Source organism: Sandaracinus amylolyticus, assembly GCF_000737325.1.
In the GTDB taxonomy this organism is placed as follows: Bacteria; Myxococcota_A; Polyangia; order Polyangiales; family Sandaracinaceae; genus Sandaracinus; species Sandaracinus amylolyticus.
On sequence record NZ_CP011125.1, the window covers coordinates 10,219,747 to 10,240,965 of the forward strand.

Annotated in this window: 15 protein-coding genes; 6 read left to right on the top strand and 9 right to left on the bottom strand. The window is 73.6% G+C overall.

Annotation, left to right across the window (positions count from 1 at the left end):
* Positions 1–6: 6 nt before the first annotated feature.
* On the bottom strand, positions 7–837 hold the full coding sequence (locus tag DB32_RS43405) for an NAD-dependent epimerase/dehydratase family protein (RefSeq protein ID WP_053238549.1): 831 nt from the start codon (positions 835–837) through the stop codon (positions 7–9).
* Positions 838–935: 98 nt separating this feature from the next.
* On the opposite strand from DB32_RS43405, the gene DB32_RS43410 reads away from it, so the two are divergent.
* Positions 936–1,721 carry a helix-turn-helix domain-containing protein gene (locus DB32_RS43410; RefSeq protein ID WP_075098185.1) on the top strand — a complete coding sequence of 262 codons (786 nt, stop codon included), beginning with the start codon at positions 936–938 and terminating at the stop codon, positions 1,719–1,721.
* Between the two features lie 13 nt (positions 1,722–1,734).
* Here the strand turns inward: DB32_RS43410 and DB32_RS43415 are convergent, their stop codons facing one another.
* Complete coding sequence (locus tag DB32_RS43415; protein ID WP_075097768.1) at positions 1,735–2,109, bottom strand: winged helix-turn-helix transcriptional regulator; 375 nt, start codon at positions 2,107–2,109, stop codon at positions 1,735–1,737.
* A gap of 49 nt (positions 2,110–2,158) precedes the next feature.
* On the opposite strand from DB32_RS43415, the gene DB32_RS43420 reads away from it, so the two are divergent.
* The 4 genes from DB32_RS43420 to DB32_RS43435 all read left to right on the top strand — a co-directional run bounded on the left by DB32_RS43420 (position 2,159) and on the right by DB32_RS43435 (position 13,480).
* Positions 2,159–3,169 (top strand): zinc-dependent alcohol dehydrogenase family protein, encoded by a 1,011-nt coding sequence (locus tag DB32_RS43420; RefSeq protein ID WP_053238550.1) that lies wholly within the window; start codon positions 2,159–2,161, stop codon positions 3,167–3,169.
* A 68-nt stretch (positions 3,170–3,237) separates the two neighbouring features.
* Complete coding sequence (locus DB32_RS43425) at positions 3,238–4,362, top strand: cytochrome-c peroxidase (RefSeq protein ID WP_075097769.1); 1,125 nt, start codon at positions 3,238–3,240, stop codon at positions 4,360–4,362.
* Positions 4,363–4,526: 164 nt separating this feature from the next.
* Positions 4,527–9,341 carry an AgmX/PglI C-terminal domain-containing protein gene (locus DB32_RS43430; protein ID WP_083458431.1) on the top strand — a complete coding sequence of 1,605 codons (4,815 nt, stop codon included), beginning with the start codon at positions 4,527–4,529 and terminating at the stop codon, positions 9,339–9,341.
* Positions 9,341–13,480, top strand: coding sequence for an AgmX/PglI C-terminal domain-containing protein (locus DB32_RS43435; RefSeq protein WP_053238552.1), 4,140 nt, complete (start codon positions 9,341–9,343; stop codon positions 13,478–13,480). Before DB32_RS43430 ends, DB32_RS43435 begins: the two co-directional genes overlap by 1 nt.
* Positions 13,481–13,507: 27 nt before the next feature.
* Here DB32_RS43435 and DB32_RS43440 read toward each other — a convergent pair whose 3' ends face one another.
* The 3 genes from DB32_RS43440 to DB32_RS43450 are packed head-to-tail and all read right to left on the bottom strand — an operon-like array spanning position 13,508 to position 16,085.
* Positions 13,508–15,040, bottom strand: coding sequence for a cation:proton antiporter (locus DB32_RS43440; RefSeq protein ID WP_053238553.1), 1,533 nt, complete (start codon positions 15,038–15,040; stop codon positions 13,508–13,510).
* Between the two features lie 11 nt (positions 15,041–15,051).
* Positions 15,052–15,327, bottom strand: a complete 276-nt coding sequence (locus DB32_RS43445; protein ID WP_053238554.1) for an Atu4866 domain-containing protein — start codon at positions 15,325–15,327, stop codon at positions 15,052–15,054.
* 20 nt (positions 15,328–15,347) lie between these two features.
* Positions 15,348–16,085 (bottom strand): SDR family oxidoreductase, encoded by a 738-nt coding sequence (locus DB32_RS43450; protein WP_053239165.1) that lies wholly within the window; start codon positions 16,083–16,085, stop codon positions 15,348–15,350.
* 119 nt (positions 16,086–16,204) lie between these two features.
* Between DB32_RS43450 and DB32_RS43455 the strand changes: the two genes are divergently transcribed.
* On the top strand, positions 16,205–17,140 hold the full coding sequence (locus DB32_RS43455; protein WP_053238555.1) for a LysR family transcriptional regulator: 936 nt from the start codon (positions 16,205–16,207) through the stop codon (positions 17,138–17,140).
* Between the two features lie 68 nt (positions 17,141–17,208).
* Here the strand turns inward: DB32_RS43455 and DB32_RS43460 are convergent, their stop codons facing one another.
* From DB32_RS43460 to DB32_RS43475, 4 genes are all read right to left on the bottom strand, one after another.
* Entirely contained in the window at positions 17,209–18,123 is a 915-nt protein-coding gene (locus tag DB32_RS43460) for a M23 family metallopeptidase (RefSeq protein WP_205627137.1), read from the bottom strand.
* A 180-nt stretch (positions 18,124–18,303) separates the two neighbouring features.
* A complete protein-coding gene (locus DB32_RS43465) occupies positions 18,304–19,071 on the bottom strand; it encodes a hypothetical protein (RefSeq protein ID WP_053238557.1) in 768 nt (255 codons plus the stop codon).
* Positions 19,068–19,709 (bottom strand): hypothetical protein, encoded by a 642-nt coding sequence (locus DB32_RS43470; RefSeq protein ID WP_157070390.1) that lies wholly within the window; start codon positions 19,707–19,709, stop codon positions 19,068–19,070. The genes DB32_RS43465 and DB32_RS43470 overlap by 4 nt, the downstream gene beginning before the upstream one ends.
* Before the next feature lie 39 nt (positions 19,710–19,748).
* Positions 19,749–21,218, bottom strand: coding sequence for a tetratricopeptide repeat protein (locus tag DB32_RS43475; RefSeq protein ID WP_157070391.1), 1,470 nt, complete (start codon positions 21,216–21,218; stop codon positions 19,749–19,751).
* Between the last annotated feature and the right edge of the window lies 1 nt (position 21,219).

Sequence of the window (21,219 nt, forward strand, 5' to 3'; positions counted from 1 at the left end):
CGACGGTCACGCCGCGCCGGCGGCGATCGCGTCCTGGAGGCGCGGGTACGCCGGGCGGAAGCCGAGGTCGTCGCGGAGTCGTCGGCCATCGAGCAGCATCTCGAACGCACGCGCGGCCTCGGCCGCCGAGCCGTCGGGCGGCGGCGCGCCGACCGACGCGAACAGCGTGGCGAGATCGGGCGCCTCGTCGTCGACGACGTTGTAGACGCGGTGCGACGGCGACCGCGCGTCGAGGACGCGCGCGACCGCCTGCGCGACGTCGGCGTGGTGACCGAGCGACATGCGCTGCGTCGGCAGGAAGCCGCGCATCATCGGGACCACTTCCTCGACGTGGGGATCGCCGTCGCCGTAGACGAACGGGAGACGGAGCACGCGGACATCGAGGCCCTCGATCGCGAAGAGCGCACGCTCGGCGGCGAGCTTGCTCGCCGGATATCCCGCTGCCGGCGTGCACGGATCGTCCTCGCGCGCGTGGCGCCCGCCGTTCGCGCCGTACACGAGCCCGGTGCTCGTGAACACGAAGCGCCTCACCGACGCGCCGCGTGCGGCGGTCGCGAGGTGCTGCGTGCCGAGGTCGTTGACGGCATGCGCCTGCTCCGGGGTCGCACCGCGGAAGAAGGCGGCGCAGTGCACGACCGCGTCGACGCCGTGCACCGCGGCGTCGAGAGACGCGACGTCGAGCAGGTCGCCCTGCACCAGCTCCACGCCGTGCTCGCGCAGCGACGCGGCACGGCTCGGATCGCGCACGAGCGCGCGAACGTCGTCGCCTCGCGAGGCGAGGCGGCGAGCGAGGCGACTTCCGACCTTTCCGGTCGCTCCGGTGACGAGGATCTTCATGCGCCGACCGTAGCGACCCGCGCGGCGCGCGGATTGGAGAAAGCGGACCACGACGCGCGCCCCTTGTGCAGCGAGCGCGCGACGCCATGCTCAGCGCCATGCACGTCGATCGCCGATCTCTCGCTCCGAGCAGCGCGCCGACCGCATCGGTCGTCGACGCGTTGCTCGTGCACGAGCCCGAGGCGGACGCGCCGCACGTGCTGATCCCGCGCGCCGAGATCGAGATCATCGTCCGCTTCGGCCCCACCGCGCGGAGAGGGATCGACGCACACGCGCTCGGCGCGAGGGAGCGCGTTCGTCGCAAGGTCGTGCGCGGGACGCACCGCAGCGTGAGCGCGCGCCTTCGTCTGGGCGCGTCCGAGGCCGTGCTCGGCGTGCCCGCGTCGGAGATCGCAGGACGCGTCGTCGCGCTCGAGGATCTCTGGGGCGAGGCCGCGGCGCGCCACCTGTTCGAGCGGCTCGCCGCGTCGCGCGACGCGCTCGAGGCCGCGACGATCCTCGATGCCGCGATCGCCGAGCGCGTGCGGACCGATGCGCGGCCGTGCTCGCGTCTCGCGCTCGACGCCGCGGCGAAGCTGCGCGACGCGTCCTCCGTCGGTGCGAACGTACAGGACGTGGCGGACGAGCTCGGCGTGACCGCGCGCCACCTCCGCCGCGTGTTCCGCGACGCGTTCGGGATCGCGCCGAAGGCGTTCGCGAAGCTCGCGCGCTTCCACCGCGCGCTCGGTGCTGCGCGCTCGGACGATCGCGTCGCCTGGGCGACGATCGCGGCCCGCGCCGGCTACTGCGATCAGGCGCACCTGATCGCCGAATTCCGCGCGATCGCGGGCGCGCCTCCGCGCGCGCTGATCGGCGAGCTCGGGTCGGCCGCGTCGATCGGCTGAGCGCCGCGATCGATCACGTCAGGCGGCGCTTGTAGCGCTCGCCCCACTCGCGCATGCCGAGCAGGATCGGCTCGAGGCTGCGACCGAACGCCGTGAGCTCGTACTCCACGCGCGGCGGGACCTCGGCGTAGACGGTGCGCGAGACGAGCCCGTCCTCCTCGAGCTCGCGGAGCTGCAGCGTGAGCATGCGCTCCGAGCAGTTCGGTACGCGGCGGCGCAGCTCGCCGAACCGCAGCTTCCCGCCGAGCAGCCAGTAGAGCACCACGCCCTTCCAGCGCCCGCCGATCACGCCGAGCGTCGCCTCGACCGCGCAGTTCGAGCGCTGATCGTCGCCGCGCTTACTTCCCTTCTTGATAGTACCGGCGGTCTTTGTACGTACTTGCGACATCGGAAGCAGGGTACGAGAGACCGGCGCGCCTCACGAGGAGAAGACGAACATGAAGGCCTACGAGCTCCGTCCCGCCCCCGAGAACGACGCGCTGGTGCTCACCGATCGACCCTCGCCGCCGCTCGGCGCGCGCGACGTGCGGGTGCGGGTGCGCGCGGCCTCGCTCAACTATCGCGACCTGATCGTCCGCCGGAACGCGAAGAGCAGGAAGGCGTCGGTCGTGCCGCTCTCCGACGGCGCCGGCGAGGTGATCGAGGTCGGCGCGGAGGTCACGCGATGGAAGATCGGCGATCGCGTCGCGGCGTCGTTCTTCCCCACCTGGCAGAGCGGGCTGCTCTCCGACTTCCATCACGCGAACGCGCTCGGCGGTGGGCGCGACGGGATGCTCGCGGAGGAGGTCGTGCTCGACGAGTCGGCGTGGGTCGCGATCCCGTCGCACCTCTCGTTCGAGCAGGCCTCGACGCTGCCGTGCGCAGCGGTGACGGCGTGGCACGCGCTCTTCGAGACCACGCACGTGGTCGCGCCGGGCGACGTGGTGCTCGTGCAGGGCACCGGCGGCGTCTCGGTGTTCGCGCTGCAGCTCGCGAAGGCCGCGGGCGCGCAGGTGATCCTCACGTCGAAGAGCGCGGAGAAGCGCGAGCGGGCGCGCGCGCTGGGCGCCGATCACGTGATCGACTACGTCGCGGAGCCGAAGTGGGGAGAGCGCGCGAAGGCGCTCACCGGCGGACGCGGCGTGGACCTCGCCGTCGAGGTCGGTGGGCCCGGCACGTTCGACCAGTCCGTCGCCTCGCTGCGCTACGGCGGCACGATGGGCCTGATCGGCGTGCTCACCGGGACGCGCGGCGAGATCGACACGTACGCGCTCTTCCACAAGGCGCTGCGCGTCGCGGGTGTGTACGTGGGCTCGGTCGCGATGTTCGAGGCACTGAGCCGCGCGCTCGAGGCGGCGAAGATCGAGCCGGTGATCGATCGTGTGGTCCCGTGGCGCGACGCGCGCGAGGCGTACGCGCGGCTCGCGAGCGGAGAGCACTTCGGGAAGGTCGTGCTCGCGATCGACTGAGCGGACGACGACGAGGCGTGGTGCGCAGGCCCTTGTGGCGATGAGGCGCGCGAGCATGTCCTCGCACGATGACGCGTGTGTGGATGTGCCTCGCCGCGACCGTCGTGATCGGCTGCGGCTCGTCTTCGGAGGAGAGCGCCGAGCGAGCCGCGCCTGCGCCGCAGCAGGCTGCGACGACGGCGATCCCCGATCCCGCGCCGGCCCAGGCGCTCGGCGGGATCCAAGCGCTGCCCGAGGCGCGGTTCGAGCGGCGCGAGGCGCTGCTCGGCCGCGCGCTCTTCCACGATCCGCGCTTGTCCGGTGATGGCTCGGTCGCGTGCGTCACGTGCCATCAGCTCGAGCACGGCGGCGCCGAGCCGCGGCGCACGTCGATCGGGATCGGCGGTCAGGTCGGCCCGATCAACTCGCCGCCGGTGCTGAACGCGGCGCTCAACTTCGTGCAGTTCTGGGACGGACGCGCGCCCGATCTCGAGACGCAGTGCGCGGGGCCGATCACGAACCCGCTCGAGATGGGCTCGAGCTGGGATCGTGTGCTCTCCGTCATCCAGAACGATCCGACGTACGCGGCGGAGTTCGCGGCGGTGTTCGGCGGCGAGCGCCCGATCTCGCAGGAGAACGTGCAGAGCGCGATCGCCGAGTACGAGCGCATGTTGATCACGCCGGGTCGCTTCGACCGCTTCGTGCGCGGCGACGCGAGCGCGCTGACCGACGAGGAGCGTCGCGGCTACGCGCTCTTCGTGAGCGTCGGGTGCACCGCGTGCCACACCGGACCGAACCTCGGCGGCACGATGTACCAGCGCATGGGCCTGGTGCGCGACTACTTCCAGGACGTCGGGAGGCCGCTCACCGAGGCCGACATGGGCTGTTACAACGTCACGCACGACGAAGCGGATCGTCATCGCTTCAAGGTGCCGACGCTGCGCAACGTCGCGCTCACCGCGCCGTACCTGCACGACGGATCGCAGGCGACGTTGCCCGAGGTGGTGCGCGTGATGGGCCGCTACCAGCTCGGCCGCGAGCTGAGCGACGAGCAGGTGCGCTCGATCGTCGCGTTCCTGAACTCGCTGAGCGGCGAGGTCCCGCGCGACGCGTTCCCGGAGACGCCCACCGCGACCCCGAGCGCGCCGCCACCGCCCGACAGCGAGACTCCGCCCGCCGAGCGCCCGAGCAGCGAAGCGCCGACCGCGCGGTGATCGACGAATGCGTGCTCCGAGCACGCATCTCGCATCGCGCGCCGCGCCCCGGATACGCTCTCGTTCCGTCGATCTCCCTCGTTCTGCGCTCAGAACTTCCAGGCTCCCAAGGCGTCTAGGGCGCCCGTGGTCAGTGGTAGCCTGGCTCACGAGGGAGGCTCTGGATGAGGCGACACCACGTCGTGATCGTGGGGGTGGTCGCGCTCGCGCTGGTCGCGTGTGGGCACCGCACCGAAGCGGTGGACGCCACGGTCGCGACGCTGCGCACGGTGCGCGGAGACGTGCGCGCGGGGGAGGACGTCGCGGGTCCTCGCGCGCGGGTCGCGCCCGGTGCGATCGTCACGACGGGTGAGGCCTCGCGCGCTCGCCTCGAGCTCGACGGAGGCGGCGCGCTGCTGCTCGATCAGGGCGCGCGCCTCACCGTCGCCGCCGAGGACGCGATCGCGATCGACGCCGGGCGCGTCTACCTGCGCGCGCACCCCGGCGACGCCGTCGCGATTACGATCGGCGAGGCCGCGCTGCGCGCCGCCGATGCCGCGCTCTCGATCGAGCCGACGCGCGTCTACGTGGTGCGCGGCGAGATCAGCTATCGCGTCGGCGCGCATCGCGGCGTGATCCGCGCCGGCGAAGAAATGGCACTCGGTGCCACTTCTTCCGGCCCGCCCGCGATCACGCCCGCGACGTTGTGGAGCGACTGGACCGGCGGCCTCGTGCGGCCCGGGCCCGACGGCGGCGACGTCGCGCCCGGCATGGGCATGCTCGAGGCGCGTGTGCCCGACGAGATCGGCGTCGCGCGCTGGGCGCTCACGATCCGCCGCCTCGACGTGCGCGTGCGCGTCGACGGCGACCTCGCGATCACCGAGGTCGAGCAGGAGTTCTTCAACCCCGCGAGCGAGACCGTCGAGGGCCTCTATCGCGTGTCGGTGCCCGAGGGCGCGGTGCTGCAGCGCTTCGCGGTCGATCGCGACGGCACGATGGTCGAGGGCTACGTGCGCGAGCAGCAGCAGGCGCGCGTGGCGTACGAAGCGCAGGTCTATCGCGGCTCGACCGACGATCCCGCGCTGCTCGAGTGGGACGCCGCGGGACGCTATCGCGCGCGGATCTATCCGATCGCGCCCGGCGAGGTGCGGCGCATCGCGATCCGCTACGCGGAGTGGCTCGGGGCCGCGCGCGAAGGTGGGCCGCGCCTCTATCGCTACCCGATGGGCGCGGGCGATCGCGCGCCGCACGTGCAGGAGATGTCGTTCGTCGCCGATCTCGCGCGCGCCGGTGCGCCGCACGTGCGCGCGGGCATGGGCGCGGTGGTCGAGGGCGACTCGGTGGTGCTCCGGCGCAGCGACTTCCGTCCGCGCAGCGATCTCTGGCTCGAGCTGACGAGCGACGAAAGCGGGCGCGCTCAGCGCGCGTACCGCGCGCGCCACGAGCCGCCGCCGCGCGCCCCGGGATCGCGCGCGATCGTCCACGAGGCCGACGAGCGCGACTACTGGTTCCTGCCGCTGCGACTGCCCGCGCGGCTGACCGAGCGCACGAGCGAAGGCGGGATCGATCTCGTCGTGGTCGCCGACGTGAGCGCCGCGACGGATCGATCGCACCTCGAGCTCGGTCGCAGCGTGGTCGAGTCGATCGCGGCGCACCTCGGGCCGCGCGATCGACTGAGCATCGTGGGCGCCGATCTCGCGATCCGTCCGCTGATCGAGGGCGAGGGCGCGACCGCGCTCGGACCGGCGAGCGGCGAGCGCGTCGAGGCGCTGCTCGAAGGGCTCTCGCGCGTGCCCGCGGGCGGCGCGACCGATCTCGGCGCGGCGATCGCGGAGGCCGCGGCGCTGCTCGATCCTGCGCGACCGGGCGCCGTGGTGTACGTCGGCGACGGTGCGCCGACCGTCGGTGAGCTCGGCGCGGAGCAGCTGCTCGAGCACTTCGCGCGGCTGCCGCATCCGGTGCGTCTGTACGCGATCGGCGTGGGCTCGAGCGCGAGCCGAAGCCCGGGCGCGCATTGCGCGACCGCGCGTGAGGCCAATGCATCCGACGGCCCGCTCGGGGCCGTTGGATGCAGCAACCTCGATCTGCTCGACGCGCTCACCCAGGGCGGTGGGCTCGCGCTGCGCGTCGAGGAGCGCGGGCAGTCCGCCGAGGCGGCGCTCGACGTGCTCGCGCACGCGCAGCGTCCGCTGCTCTCGCGCGTGACGGTCGAGCTCGGCACCGGCATCGACAACGTGTTCCCGCGGCGTCCGGTCGATCTCACGTCGGGCGACGTGCTCGCGATCGTCGGTCGGGTGCGCGACGACCCGCCGAGCGAGATCGTCGTGCGCGGCGAGGTCGCGGGCGCGCCGTTCGAGGAGCGCATCGCGGTGAGCACCGAGACGCGCGCCGAGACGGTGGATCTGCGGCTGCGCTGGGCGGGCGAGCGCCTCCATCAGCTCTTGCTCGGAGGCGCGAGCCGCGAGGAGATCGCGGAGCTCGGCACGCGGTACGGGCTGATCACGCCGTTCACCAGCTACTACGTGCCGAGCGCGCGCGAGCTGCGCGAGATGGGGCAGCTCTCGCGACTGCTGCGTCACGAGCCGCTCGTCGACCCGAGCGTGGCCGCGGAGGAGTCGACGCTCGCGCAGATCGCGCTCGGCATCGCGCTCGGTCCGCTCGCGCTCACGGGCTGCACCACCAGCGCCGAGCCGCCGACTGGATCGAGTGCGACGAGCGACCCCGGTGCGCTCGAGGAGGTCGAAGAATCGCCGCCGCCGCAGCAGCCGGGAGCGACGGAGACCGCGACGAGCACGCAGACCGAGAGCGCGCGCTACGGCGTCGAGGGCAACGGCGCGAGCGCGGCGGTGCCGCTCGGTCAGGAACGCGTCGACGCGCCGCAGCCCGCGCCCGCGCCGCCGCCCGCGACGACGGCGCCCGTGCTGCCCGCGGAGCCCGAGGCCGCGGCGGCGCCGGTCACCGGCGCGACCACCGATCGCGCGCCGGCGCGCAGGGCGGAGCCCTCCCCCGACGAGATCCGCAGTCAGCTCGATGCGCTCGGCTACGCCCCGGCGGACGGCTACGGCGGCCTCGGTATCCGCGGCACCGGCCGCGGCGGAGGTGGCAGCGGCGAAGGCACGATCGGCCTCGGCAACCTCGGCGCGATGGGGCACGGCGCCGGCGACGGAACCGGCCAGGGCTACGGCTCGGGCGCGGGCGGCTCCAGCGGTCGTCGCGCCGCGGTGCCGCAGGTGCGGTTCGGTCAGGCCGAGGTGCGCGGCGCGCTCTCGAGCGAGGTGATCCGTCGCGTCGTGCGACGGCACGTCAACGAGGTGCGCTTCTGCTACGAGCAGGAGCTCGCGGCGCGCCCCGATCTCGAAGGGCGCGTCACCGTCGGCTTCGTCATCGGCGCCACCGGCGCCGTGCAGGGCGCGGGCGTGACCGACAGCTCGCTCGGCAACCCGCGCGTCGAGGGATGCATCGCGCAGGCGGTGCGTCGCTGGACGTTCCCTTCGCCCGACGGCGGCGGCGTGGTCGCGGTGACGTATCCGTTCGTGCTCGAGTCCTCCGGCGGGTCGGGCGCGTACATCCAGCCCACGTCGACGACGACGCGCACGACGACGACGATCATCGTCACCACCACGACCGCCGACGATCACGCGCGGCGTCGCTGCAGCGACGCGGCGTCGCGCTCGCTCGACGATCGCCGCGCGCTGTGGCGCGAGCGGCTCGAGCAAGCGAGCGGCACGTGGGGATGGGTCGACGTCTATCGCACCGCGATCCGCGACTGCGAGACGCCGGGCTGGCGCGATCGCCGCGCGCTGCTCTCGCTGATGCTCGCGCGCGCGGGCTCGCTCGCGACGATGATCGAGCTCTACCAGCAGATGACCGAGGGCTCGGCGCGCGGCTACTTGCGCGGTGAGATCCTGCGGCGCGTGCGCTCGCCCGAGGATCTGCGCCTCGTGCGCAACGCGTTCGGTCTGAGCGGCGGGGTCGACTGGTCGCTCGTCGAGCAGGTGCTCGCGCGCGCGACGACGCCTGCGGCGCGGCTGCGCGCATTGCGTGAGCTCGTCGCGCAGCGGCCCGATTCGTTGGACCTCCAACTACGTCTGCTCGAGGAGCTCGAGCACCAGCAGCGCATGCCCGAGGCGTTCCGCCTCGCGAGCACGATGCGCCTCGATCCGCTCGCCGACGCAGGCGTGCGCACCGCGATCGGCGAGATGTACCTGCGGCACGATCGCGAGCCCGACGCGCGCCGCGCGTTCAGCGAGATCGTGGAGTTCGCGCCGCTCGACGAGCTCGCGCGCCGTCGCCTCGGGGACCTCTACCGCGCCCACGGCTGGTACGACGACGCCTATCGCCAGTACGCGACGCTCTCCGCGATCCGTCCCGACGATCCCGGCGTGCTGCTCCTGCTCGCGCAGGCCGCCGCGGGCGCGGGGCGCGTCGACGAAGCGCTGCGGCTCGAGCAGCGGCTCATGGAGACGGCCGAGCCGGGCGCGCGCGAAGGGCTCGCGCGCATCGCGCAGCTCTGGTCGAGCGTGCGCTTCGCGAAGTTGCGCGAGGACGCGCGGCGCAACGCGGACGAGGCGCGCCTCGCGTCGCTGGTCGCGCGCATGCGCCGCAGCGGCGTGCTGCGCGGCGCGGGCGACATGCGGGTGTCGCTCACGTGGTCGCATCCCGACGCGCAGCTGGCGCTCTGGGCCGCGCATCCGGGCCTCTCGCCGACGCGCCCCGAGGACCTCGCGCCCGAGCTCGGCATCGAGGCGTTCGACGTCGCGGAGCAGGAGAGCGGTCCCTATCGCATCGAGGTGCGCCGCTCGAGCCGCGATCGCCTCGGCGCGATCGAGGGCGAGCTCGTCGTGGTGTGGCACGAGGGACGCCCCGACGAGCGCATCCAGGTGATCCCGCTGCGGTTCGACGCCGAGCGACGCGCGATGGCGTGGACGATCACCGGCACGAACATCGCGGAGACGACGCCGCTCGAGACCACCACGCTCGCGACGCGAGGGAACCGCTGATGCGCACGCTTCGTCTCTCGCTCGCGCTGATCCTGCTCGTCGGGTGCGGCGAGCATCACGACCCCGCGCCGACCGTCGCGTTGGTCTCGGTGGTCCGCGGCACGACGACGCTCGAGCGCGGCGACGCGCGCGAGACCGTCGATCATCCGGCGCGCGTCGAGCAGGGCGCGACGGTGCGCACCGCCGACGATGGCCGCGCGGCGCTCACGCTCGACTCCGGCGCGTGGGTGCTCCTCGATCGCGCGACGGCGGGCGCGGCGCAGCTCGCGTCGCTCACGCTCGCGCAGGGGCGCGTGTGGGTCGACGCGTCGAGCGCGGAGGAGACGACGATCGAGACCGCGCACGGTCGCTTCGCGAGCAGCGGCGCGGCGTTCGCGGTCGAGCTCGCGGACGGCGAGACGCGCGTCTACTGCGGCTCGGGCGAGGTCACCTACGCGACGCCTCACGGGGAAGGGCGCATCGCGCAGGGCGAGACGCTACGCGCGAGCGCGAGCGCGGCGGACCTCGCGCCCGAGGCGATGTGGGACGACTGGACCGGCGGGCTCGCGGATCCCGCGCACGGTCGGCTGCGCGTGGTCGAGCGTGTCGGCGTGCTCGCGGGTCGCACGCCCTACGAGCTCGGCCGCGCGCGCACGCCGCTGCCGATCCGCGGTCACGAGGTGAGCGCCGACATCCGCGGCGATCTCGCGGTGACCGAGGTGGTGCAGACGTTCTTCAACGCGCGCTCCGAGGCGCTCGAGGGCGAGTGGAGCATGCGCCTGCCCGAAGGCGCGATCGTGCAGGGCTTCGCGGTGGACACCGGCGGCGGCTTCGTCGACGCGGTGGTCGGCACGATCCCGGTGAGCCCCGGCTATCAGCTCGGGTGGCAGACGCGCGAGACGCCGGGCAGCAAGCTCTCGTGGGACGGCCCCGAGCGCCTGCGCGCGCGCATCTTTCCGGTGCCGCCGGGCGGCACGGTGCGGGTGCGCGTTCGTTATACCGAGTGGCTCGACCGCGCCGGCGAGCGACGCACCTACGTCTATCCGATGCGCGCCGAGGGCGAGGCGCCGCTGCTCGGCGAGTTCGTGCTGAGCGTCGACACGCGCCACGCGAACGCCGGCGCGCTGCGCGCCGGGATGGGCGCGGCGGAAGAAGACGGCCGCGTCACTCTGCGTCGCAGCGACTTCCGACCGCGCGCCGACTTCTATCTCGACCTCTACGACGGCGAGCGCGCCGAGCGCGGGAGCGGCGCGATCGCGTATCGCGTGGGCGGGCTGCAGACCCAGCCGGCGGCGGAGGGCGAGGACGACTACGTGCTCTTCGACGTGCCGACCGCGGCGCTCGCGTCGGAGCGCGAGGAGACGCCGCCCGGGCCCTCGATCGTGCTGCTGCTCGACGTCTCGGGCGCGACGGATCCCGAGGATCTCGAGATCGCGCGCGGCGTCGTCGAAGCGGTGCTGCGCCAGCTCGCGCCCGGCGATCGCGTCGCGATCCGCGTCGCCGACGTGCGCGCGCGCGTGCCCGAGGGCGCGCCCGAAGGTCTCGTCATCGCGAGCGACGAGACGCGCGAGCAGATCCTCGAGTCCCTGGCGCGCGTCGACCTCGGCGGCGCGACCGATCTCGGCGCGAGCCTCCGCGATGCCGCGGCGCTGGTCGCCGGTGAAGCGCGCGGCGCGGTGATCTACCTCGGCGACGCGATGCCCACGACGGGCGCGCTCGACGCGACCGCCATCCGCGCGCAGCTCGCGACGCTCGACGCGCCGCCGCGCTTCTTCGGGCTCGCGATCGGCGACGGCGCGAACGTCGATCTGCTGCGCGCGCTCTTCGGCGAGCAGGCGAGCGCGGTGCGCGATCGCGAGAGCGCGGCGCGCGCCGTGATGGCGGTGCTCGCCGACGCGTCGCGCGCGACGCTGCGCGGGATCACGGTCGAGCTCGGCGAGGGCGTGGAGCGCGTGTACCCGCGTGGCCCGATCTCGATCCGACGCGGCGAGCACCTGCGCCTCGTGGGCCGGCTCGTCGACGCGCTCCCGACGTCGATCACGATCCGCGGTCAGGTCGACGGCGTCGACTTCGAGCGCGAGGTGCCGGTCACGACCGGCAGCGTCGAGGACGAAGGCGACGTGCGACGTCGCTGGGCGAGCGCGCGCCTGCGCGAGCTGCTCGATGCCGACGCGGGCCGGGAGGCGCTGGTCGATCTCGGCGTGCGCTTCGGGCTCGTCACGCCGTGGACCTCGATGGGCGTCGGAGTCACCGAGAACGCGATCCTCGCGCTGATCGACGGCTTCGATCACGACCCGCTCGGCGTCGCGTGGGGCCTCGGCGGCGGCGGCGCGAACGTGCCGGTCACCGGGCTCACGTCGGACGAGCTCGGCTGGCGCCGTCGCATGCGGCGCGACGATCCGAGCCGCGACGCGTCGGCGCCCGAAGCGACGTGGTCGTCGCGCGTGAGCAGCACGCCGCCCGAGCCGGTTCGCGGTGAGAGCGGCGACGGTGGGCTCGGTCGTGCATCGGCCGCGCGCGCGCTGGTCGTCGGCGAGCGCGGGCCGCGGCAGTGCTACGAGCGTCGCTCGCTGGTGCGCCCCGATCTCACCGGCGACGTCACGGTGCGGGTCGCGATCGAGGGCGACGGCAGCGTGCGCAGCGCGGAGATCGCGAGCACCGGGCTCGGTGATCGCGACGTCGAGCAGTGCGTGATCGCGGAGGTGCGCGGGATTCGCTTCCCCGCGCACGGCGGCGCGCAGGTCTCGGTCGATCACACGTTCGTGTTCCGCGTGCCGGAGCGCGAGCTCGGGACGCGACGGCAGTGCAGCGATGCGTCGCAGCAGGCGCTCGAGATGCGTCGCGCGTTGTGGCGCGAGCGCCTGTCGGGCGCGTACGGCGTGAGCGGCGCGCTCTCGGTGTGGCGCGATGCGCGCGCGCAGTGCGAGCTCGGCAACTGGCGGGCGCGGCGCACGCTGCTCGACATGATGCTCGAGCACGTCGGTGGCGTCGCCGCCGAGGTCGAGCTCTATCGCGCGCTCGCGGGCGACGGCGCGGCGGCGAGCTACCTGCGGCGCGCCATCCTCCGTCACGTGCGCACCGTGCAGGACGTCTACGACGTGCGCTGGGGCCTCGGGCTCGACGCGGGCGTCGAGTGGGCGATCTTCTCGCGCCTCTGGTGGACGAACGCCGATCCCGCGGCGCGCCTCGCGCTGGTGCGGCGCTGGCTCGAGGTCGCGCCCGACGAGATGGATCTGCGCCTGCGTCTGCTCTCGCTGCTCGAGCAGACGGGCGCGATCCCCGAGGCGCGTCGCGTCGCGCGCGAGCTGCGCGCCGATCCGCTCGCCGACGCGCGGGTGCGCACCGCGGTGGGCGAGTTCTGGCTGCGTCAGGAGAACGAGACCGAGGCGCGCCGCGTGTTCAGCGAGATCGTCGAGCACGCGCCGCTCGATCCCTGGGCGCGTCGCCGGCTCGGCGATCTCTATCGCGCGCACGGCTGGGCGGACGACGCCTACCGCGAGTACGGCACGCTCGCGCGGCTGCGCCCGGGCGAGGGCGACGTGCTGCTCCTGCTCGCGCGCGCGGCGGCGGACGGGCAGCGCACCGACGAAGCGCTGCGCCTCGAGCAGCGGCTCGGCGAGGCGACCGAGCCCGGCGTCGACGAGGGCGCGGCCTCGCACGCGCGTCTGTGGACGATGGTGCGCCTCGCGCGGCTCGAGCTCGCGGCGGCCGACGACGAGGCGATGCGCGCGGCGATCCGACGAAGGTGGCGCGAGGCGGGGGTGATGCGCGATCCGCCGGACGTGCTGGTCGCGCTCACGTGGTCCCATCCCGACGACGCGCCGGAGCTCGCGGTGCACTGGCCCGGCATCGAGGACGCGAGCGCGTTCGAGGCGGCGACGCTCGGCGGCACCGAGCACGGCGTGCGCGCGATCCGCATCGGCGAGCGCGAGCCGGGCGATCACGTCTTCGAGGTGCGCCGCGAGGATCGCGACGCGATCCGCGACACCACCGCGGAGCTGACGATCATCGTGCGCCCGGGCACGAGCGAGCAGCGCATCGTGGTGCAGCCCGTGACCCTCACGAGAGAGCGCCGCGTCGTGCGCTATCGCCTGAACGAGGCGAACCAGCTCGACGAGGTCGCGACGCCGACCGCGAGCGCGACGGGCGGCGCAGGCTGAGCGCGGTGCGCGCCGCGCGCGACGAGCTCACGCCTGCGCGAGCTCGTCGTGAGCGTGCCGCGCGGCGCTGAGCTCGGACCAGTCGAGCTCCTCCTCGAGACGGTGGAACGCGTCGTCGGCGATCCGATCGTCGCGGCGCAGCCTCGCGAGGACCTCGCGCTGCCTCGCGATCACCATCATCCGCACGCGATCGTGCTCGGTGTGCGCACGATCCCGCGCGATCGTGCGGATCGCCTCGTACTCGGAGCGCACCGCGGCGGCGACCTCGCCTTCGATGCACGCGAGGCGGTCCATCGCGGCATCGATCAGCAGCCTCCGGCCGCTCGACACTTCGTCCTCCAGCGAGTGATCGCGTCCGATCCGCAAGAGCGCGAGCAGCGGCGTCATCGTGAGCCCCTGCACGACGAGCGTCCCGATCACCACCGCGAATGCGCTGAGCACGACGAGGTCGCGGTGGGGGAAGTCCGCCGGCAGCGCGAACGCGGTGGCGAGCGTCACGAGACCGCGCATGCCGCACCACGCGATGACCGCGCCCTCGCGCACGCTCGGCTGCTCGAGCTGCGCACGGTGCCCGAGGAACGCGGCCGCGAAGGCGCCCGACGCCGCGACCCAGGCGATGCGCGCGATCACGGTGACCACCAGCACGATCCCCGCGAAGCCCAGCGCCCCCGCGAGCGCGTCCGAGCCGAGCCTCGCGACGATGGTCCTGGCCTGCAGCCCCATGAGCGAGAAGGCGACGACGTTGAGCACGAACACGGTCGCCTGCCACACCGAGTAGGAGTGCACGCGATCTCGCGCCGCCTGGCGCGCGGGTGCGTGGCTCGCGACGATCGCCGCGAACGCGACGATCGCGAGGATCGGCGAGAGCCGAAGCCGATCGGCGACGACCCAGGTGCCGAACGTCGTGACCAGCTCGAGCACCGTCGCCGCGAGCGTGCCTGCCATCCGCGGCGCGGTCGCGAGATAGAGCTTGCCCATCGCGAGGCCGAGCACCACGCCGCCCGGTCCCGCGAGCACGAGCCTCACGAAGCTCGCGGCGCTCGGTGCGTCGCTCGCAGTCGCCGCCGAGACCGCGGCGCTGTAGACGAGCAGCGCGACGGCGTCGTTGAGGAGGCTCTCGCCCTCGAGGATCGAGCGCGTGCGCCGCGGGAGCTCGAAGCGCTGCAGCACCGCGGACGCCGCGGCCGCGTCGGGCGGCGCGACGATCGCGCCGAGCGCGATCGCCGCGGCGATCGGAAGTCCTGCGATCGCCCATCCCGCCCACGCGACCGCCGCCGTGGTCACGAGCACCGCGAGGACGGCGAGCGCGATCAGCGGCACCCAGTGCCGGCGGAGCTCGCGCGGCGGCGTGTCGTACGCCGCATCCATGAGCGCGGGAGCGACGAAGACCGCGAGCGCGAGGTGCGGGTCCATCGTCATCTCCGGCGCCCACGGGAGCGCCCCGACGAGCGCGCCCGCGAGGGCGAGCATCGTGGGGTACGGGACCCGCGCGCGCCGCGCGATCTGCAGCAGCACGAGCGCGATCGCGAGCAACCAGAGCGCGTTCTCGAAGAGCGCCATCGCCGGTCCCCTCAGCGCTCGCGGTGCAGGATCATCCCGGCGTGGTGGAGCACGTCGTCGCGGAAGTCACCGTCGGCGGTGAAGCCGGTGTCGTCCACGTAGTCGATGTGATCGCCGGTGATGGTGTAGCGGCCTCGGTAGGCGCTCTTCCTCGAGCCGCGCGCCTCGACGTAGCGGCCGCCGGGCAAGAGCTCGTGGCGAACGTAGCCGTCGCGCGTGACCCACGTGCCGACGTAGCGGCTCTCGTCGGCGCGAGCGGTGGAGTCGCTCGGTGCGTGCTTCGTCATCGTCGTCTCTCCTCGGCGGGTCAGTACGCCTGCGCGGTCGGGCGCACGACGATCTCGTTGACGTCGACGTCGCGCGGCTGCCCGATCGCGAACCCGATCGCGCGCGCGATCGCCTCGGCGGGCAGGAGGTCGCTCCGGTACTCGTCGACCACGCGACGCTTCAGCTCGGGATCGGAGATCGTGCTCGCGAGCTCGGACTCCGTCGCGCCGGGCGAGACCAGCGTGACCCGGATCGCACCGCCGATCTCTTGTCGAAGCCCCTCGGAGATCGCGCGCACCGCGTACTTCGTCCCGGAGTACACCGCCGCGGTCGGCACGATGCGCCGGTCGGCGATCGACGAGACGTTCACGATCTGACCGCCGCCCTGGGCGCGGAACACCGGCAGCGCGGCGGCGATCCCGTAGAGGACGCCCTTCAGGTTCACGTCGATCATGCGCTCCCACTCGTCGACGAGGAGGCGCTCCATCGGCGACAGCGGCATCAGTCCCGCGTTGTTGACCAGGACGTCGAGCCGTCCGTAGCGCTCCACCGCGAGCTCCACGAACGCGCGCACGTCGTCGCGCGAGGTCACGTCGAGGCGGCGAGCGCTCGCCTCGCCACCTGCCTCGCGGATCTGCTGCACCAGCGCCTCGAGACGGTCCGTGCGCCGCGCGCCCACCACGACGTGCGCGCCCTCGCGAGCGAGCCAGCGCGCGCTCGCCTCGCCGATGCCGCTCGATGCCCCGGTGATCGCCACGACCTTTCCTGCGATGTCCATGCTCCTCGCCTCTCCTTCGCGCGGCGGGCGATCCGCTCGCGCCACGACGTCGGTATGGCGGCGCACGATGATCAGAACCACTTGAGAATCCTGGATGACCTCGTTATGTCGGCTAACGAATGAAGACGGAGATCGCGGGGCTGCTCTCGTTCGTGGCCGTCGTCGAAGAGGGCAGCTTCCGTCGCGCCGCGGAGCGGCTCGGTGTGACGAGCTCCGCCGTGAGCCAGTCCGTCGCGCGGATCGAGGAGCACCTCGGCGTGCAGCTCCTCCACCGCACGACGCGCAGCGTGGTGCCGACCGAAGCGGGCGAGCAGCTCCAGCGCACGCTCGGACCGCTCTTCGCCGAGATCCGCAGCACGCTCGACGCCGCCGGCGCGCTGCGCGGGCGGCCCGCGGGGACGCTGCGGCTGACGGTGTCGTCGATCGCCGAGAGCTTCCTGAGCGAGTCGACGCTCCAGGGCTTCCTCGCGAGGTATCCCGAGATCCGGCTCGAGCTGTCGATCGACGATCGCGACGTCGACATCGTGAGCGAGGGCTTCGACGCGGGCGTGCGGCTCGGCGAGGTGATCGACGAGGACATGGTCGCGGTGAGCGTCTCGCGCCGCCAGCGCCAGATCGTGGTCGGCGCGCCGTGCTACCTCGAGCGACACGGCGTGCCGCAGCACCCGCGCGATCTGCACCGGCACAGCTGCATCGGATGGCGTCGCTTCGACCTGCCCGCGGCGTATCGATGGGAGCTCGTCGACCGCGGCAAGGACATCGCGGTCCCCGTGAAGAGCCGCGTCGAGACCAACGACATGGGCGTGATGATCCGGCTCGCGCGCGCCGGCGTCGGGCTGACGATCGGGATGGAGGAGACGTTCGCGCCGTACGTCGCTCGAGGAGAGCTCGTGCCGGTGCTCGAGGCGTTCGCTCCGTCGTTCCCCGGCTTCTTCCTCTACTACCCGCGCCGCGCACGGCTCTCACCGAAGCTCCAGGCGCTCCTCGACTACGTGCGCGAGCAACGGCGGCCCGCCGCGCCGCAGCCCGCGAAGCGGCGGAAGACCCGCCGTTGAGGCGCACGAAAACGAGAACGCGCCGCTGGGAGCCCAGCGGCGCGCTCTCTTCGACACGACTCGTCCGATCACCGGCAGGTCGGCGCGACCTGTCCGTCCGAGCCCGTCGAGATGTACGCGTCGGCGACGTAGCCCGTGCCGATGTAGTCCCACAGCGTCGAGGTGCCGTACGTGCCGGTGATCGACTGGCCGCGCACCTGACACTGGATGCGCACCGTCGCGCCGTCCGCGACCGATCCCACCGCGCGCGTCGACGAGCTCGCGCCCGCGCGCACCGTCAGCGCCGCGCCGCTCGTGTTCACGCGGCCCGTCACGCCGCCCGTCGACCCACCACCACCACCGCCGCCGCCGCCGCACGCGTTCTGGCTCGTGTAGTTGCGCGTCCCGTAGAAGAGCGCGGTGCGCCCGTCGAACACCGGGCGGATCGCGACGCCGTTGCGGCGCAGCTCGTAGTGCAGGTGCGGGCCCGACGAGCCGCCGGTGTCGCCCACCGTGCCGATGCGCTGGCCCTGCGCGACGCGCTGCCCGACCGACACGCCCTGCGTGTGCAGGTGCGCGTAGCGCGTGCGGTAGCCGTTGCCGTGATCGATCTCGATCCACCGGCCGTAGCTGCGGTTGCCCTCGTTCGCGACGCGCGTGACCGTGCCTCCCGCCGCCGCGACGACCGCGTCGCCGATGTCGTTCGCGCGGTTGAAGTCGACCGACGCGAGCGGGCTGTGGTTGGTGCGCGTCTGTCCCGCCCAGACCTGGCCGCACGGGAACGGCAGCTGGAAGCGCGGCGCCCCGGTCAGCGCGGACGAGATCGTGCCGAGGTCGTCGTCGCCCTCGGGCGGCACCTCGGACTCCGCTTCTTCACCGGGCGGCGGGCCCTCGTCGGTCCACTCCTCTTCGCCGAGGCTCGATGCGGGATCGAGATCCTCGTCCATCGACGCGACACAGCCCGAGAGCGCCACCACACACACGATCGCGAGAGCACGTTGCATGAGCGGCGCACGTTGCACCCGGCGTGCTCACGCGATCCCGGCTCACGACCGCCGAATTGCGCGCTCGACCTCGCGCATCCTGCGCACCGCGCGCGCGCCGCGGCATGCACGGCGTCCACGCTCTGGACGTCGTGCTGCGCGCAGTCCGCACGTGCGACCGCACGGTCGCACCTCGCGCGCTCACATCGCGGGCGCGGTCGTCGAAGGACGCTGCGGCTTCGCGGCGCTGCGCAGCGTGCCGCGCCACGTGCGCGCCGCGAGACGACGCGCGAACACGCTCAGGTTCGCGCGATCGAGCGGGCACAAGCACACGAGCACCGTGCCGTCCGCGTACGTCGGGTTCGTCCGCGCGAAGTACGAGATCCACGGATCGCTCGTGCGCGAGGGCACCGGCGCGACGCCTTCGCGCATCCGCTTGCCCGCCGAGCTCGCGACGCCGCGCGCAGGGTCCCATCGCGACCCGTAGCGCTCCCGCGCGAGCCGATCGAGCAGCGAGCGCTCGTCGTCCGGCATCTCGCGATCGGGGCGCGGCCAGAACTCGCCGAAGTTGCGCGCCATCAGCGCGTAGCTCTTGTAGCTGAACGTGTCGAAGAACCAGACGTGCCGCGCGGTCGGGGCGCGCACCATCTCGCGCGCGAGGTACACGATCGCCGACGTCTCGATCGCGGATTGACCGCGGTACTCCGGCTCGATCAGCACCGAGCCCGTCCAGATCACGCGCTGGCGCCGGCCCTCGTGCTCGACGTCGTACGCGCGCACCAGCGCCATCCCGCGGAGCACGTCGCGCCCGTCGCGATACTCGATCGCTCGATCGGCGGAGTCGATCGCGGCCTCGAACGCGCTGCGCTCGACGTCGATCGATCGCGCGTACAGCGCGAAGAGCTCGTCGCGATCGCGCGAGCCGAGCGTGCGTGTCCCTCGGAACCGAGCGGTCAGCTTGTCGTTCATGCACCTCCGAAGAGCGAGCGGGCGAGGCCCACCGCGCCGAGCACCACGAGCGCCGCCGCGAGCCCGCGCGCGACCGTCGCGCGACGCGCGTCGCTCATCGCGCGCTGCAGTCGATCGAGCAGCGCGGTCGCGCCGACGAACGCGAGCGCGGCGCCGATCGTCGCGCTCGGCACGACGATCACGAGGGCGGCCGCGAGCGACGCATCCGGGCCCGGCGCGAGCGGTCCGATCGCGAGCGGGCCCGCGGTGACGAGCGCGTACGCCGCGAGCAGCGTCGGGTTGAGCACGGTGAGCAGGAACGTGCCCGCGATCGATCCCGCGCTCGCTCGCGACGCCGCGACCCGCGGCTTCGCGAGCGCGAGCCGAACGCCGATCGCCACGAGCAGGAGCGCCGCGACGATGCGCAACGTCCGCTCGTGCGCACCGAGCGCGCTCGACGCGAGCAGCGTCGCGCTCGTCGCGATCGCAGCGACGACCGCGTGGCCGATCGGGACGCCCGCGCTCGCGACGTACGCGTCGTCGCGGCGCCCCGACAGCATCATCGACGCGACCACCGCGCCCGAGGGTCCGAGCGGCGCGCCGAGCACCGCGCCCGCGATCACACTGCCCGCCGCCAAGAACAGTGTATCTGGATCCATCGTGCGAGAGTGGAATGTCGCACGAGCGCGGACGTGGCGTCAACGGCGGGAGATCGCCCGAACCCGTGCGATCTCGCGCTGCGCGCGCTGCGCGAGCTCGTCGCGGCCGACCGCCTGCGCGACCTGCAGCATCGTCGACCACGCGGTCGCGACGTCGGGATGATCGGGGCCGACCGCTTCGATCGTCAGCAGCACGCCGCGCTCCGCGAGCTGCACCGCCTCGTCCATCCGGCCCAGCGCGACGAGCACCGGCGCGAGCGCGCGATGGCTGCGCCCGCGATCGGGATGGCCGGGCGGCAGCGAGCGCTCGCGGATCGAGATCGCACGTCGCAGCAGCGCCTCCGCCTCGGCGTGACGGCCTGCGGTGCGCTCGATGAACGCGATCGCGTCGAGCGTCACCGCGACGCTCGGATCGCTCGCACCGAGCACGCGCGTGCGCGTGTCGAGGATTTGCTGGTGCATCGCGAGCGCGCCCGCGAGATCGCCGCGCCGCTGGAGCATCATCGCGATGTTCGAGCGCGACACGAGCGCGTCGGGATGACCCGGGCCGAGCGCGCGCTCGCGGATCGCGAGGGCGCTCTGGTTGGCGATGATCGCGTCGTCGACCCGCTCGAGCTCGCCGAGCGCCACCGCGCGACGGCCCACCAGATCCGCGACCCAGGGATCGCCCGCGCCGAGCCGCGACTGCGCGACCGAGAGCGCACGATCGTACGCCGCGAGCGCGTCCGCGAACCGACGCGCGTGCGCGTGCGCGATGCCGAGCGCGACCTGCGCGTCGACGAGCGCGCGCCATCCTGCGTCCGCCGCGCTCGTCGCGCGCGACGCGGCGTCCTCGATCGCGCGCACTCCCTCGGCGTCGCGCATCGCACCGAGGTGCGCCTCGCCCACGCCGCGCACGAGATCCGCCGAGAGCACCGGATCGGCGTCGCCGACCACCGCGCGCCCTGCCTCGAAGCGCGCGCGCGCGAGCTCCCACTGCGACGACGCGAGCAGCGCCGCGCCCCGCACGAAGAGGGCGCGCGGCCCCGGGTCCTGCACCATCACCTCGGCGCTCGCGCCGTTCGACACCACGCCGAGCCACACCGCGACCTCGAGCGCGATCAGCGCCTCGCTCGGCGCTTCGTCGCTCGCGCGGCACTCGCCCGCCGACGCGACCGCGCGACGTGCCGCCTCCCACGCGCGGCTCGCCGCGCGATCCGGGCTCTCGGTCACCGCGGCCGCGATCGCTTCGACGCGCCGTCGCGCGATCGCCTTGCATCCGTCGCTCGCGCTCGTCGCGTCGATCGCGCGCATCGCCGCGCTCAGCTCCGCCGCGATCCGATCGCGCTCCACGCCCGCGTAGCCGGCCGCGTTGCGCAAGCCGCGCACCATCGCTGGGATCGGCGCGCGCTCCCGCCTCTGTGCGGACGCGACCGGCGCCGTGGCGGCGAGCGGCGGAGCGAGCGAGAGCACCATCGCGACCAGCGCCCACGAGCGGATTGTCACGGCCGCAATGGTAGCGGCGCGCAAT

Excerpts from the sequence above, each read along its gene's own strand:
- DB32_RS43405 (WP_053238549.1), bottom strand. The coding sequence starts at position 837 with ATGAAGATCCTCGTCACCGGAGCGACCGGAAAGGTCGGAAGTCGCCTC.
- DB32_RS43410 (WP_075098185.1), top strand. The coding sequence starts at position 936 with ATGCACGTCGATCGCCGATCTCTCGCTCCGAGCAGCGCGCCGACCGCA.
- DB32_RS43415 (WP_075097768.1), bottom strand. The coding sequence starts at position 2,109 with ATGTCGCAAGTACGTACAAAGACCGCCGGTACTATCAAGAAGGGAAGT.
- DB32_RS43420 (WP_053238550.1), top strand. The coding sequence starts at position 2,159 with ATGAAGGCCTACGAGCTCCGTCCCGCCCCCGAGAACGACGCGCTGGTG.
- DB32_RS43425 (WP_075097769.1), top strand. The coding sequence starts at position 3,238 with ATGACGCGTGTGTGGATGTGCCTCGCCGCGACCGTCGTGATCGGCTGC.
- DB32_RS43430 (WP_083458431.1), top strand. The coding sequence starts at position 4,527 with ATGAGGCGACACCACGTCGTGATCGTGGGGGTGGTCGCGCTCGCGCTG.
- DB32_RS43435 (WP_053238552.1), top strand. The coding sequence starts at position 9,341 with ATGCGCACGCTTCGTCTCTCGCTCGCGCTGATCCTGCTCGTCGGGTGC.
- DB32_RS43440 (WP_053238553.1), bottom strand. The coding sequence starts at position 15,040 with ATGGCGCTCTTCGAGAACGCGCTCTGGTTGCTCGCGATCGCGCTCGTG.
- DB32_RS43445 (WP_053238554.1), bottom strand. The coding sequence starts at position 15,327 with ATGACGAAGCACGCACCGAGCGACTCCACCGCTCGCGCCGACGAGAGC.
- DB32_RS43450 (WP_053239165.1), bottom strand. The coding sequence starts at position 16,085 with ATGGACATCGCAGGAAAGGTCGTGGCGATCACCGGGGCATCGAGCGGC.
- DB32_RS43455 (WP_053238555.1), top strand. The coding sequence starts at position 16,205 with ATGAAGACGGAGATCGCGGGGCTGCTCTCGTTCGTGGCCGTCGTCGAA.
- DB32_RS43460 (WP_205627137.1), bottom strand. The coding sequence starts at position 18,123 with ATGCAACGTGCTCTCGCGATCGTGTGTGTGGTGGCGCTCTCGGGCTGT.
- DB32_RS43465 (WP_053238557.1), bottom strand. The coding sequence starts at position 19,071 with ATGAACGACAAGCTGACCGCTCGGTTCCGAGGGACACGCACGCTCGGC.
- DB32_RS43470 (WP_157070390.1), bottom strand. The coding sequence starts at position 19,709 with ATGGATCCAGATACACTGTTCTTGGCGGCGGGCAGTGTGATCGCGGGC.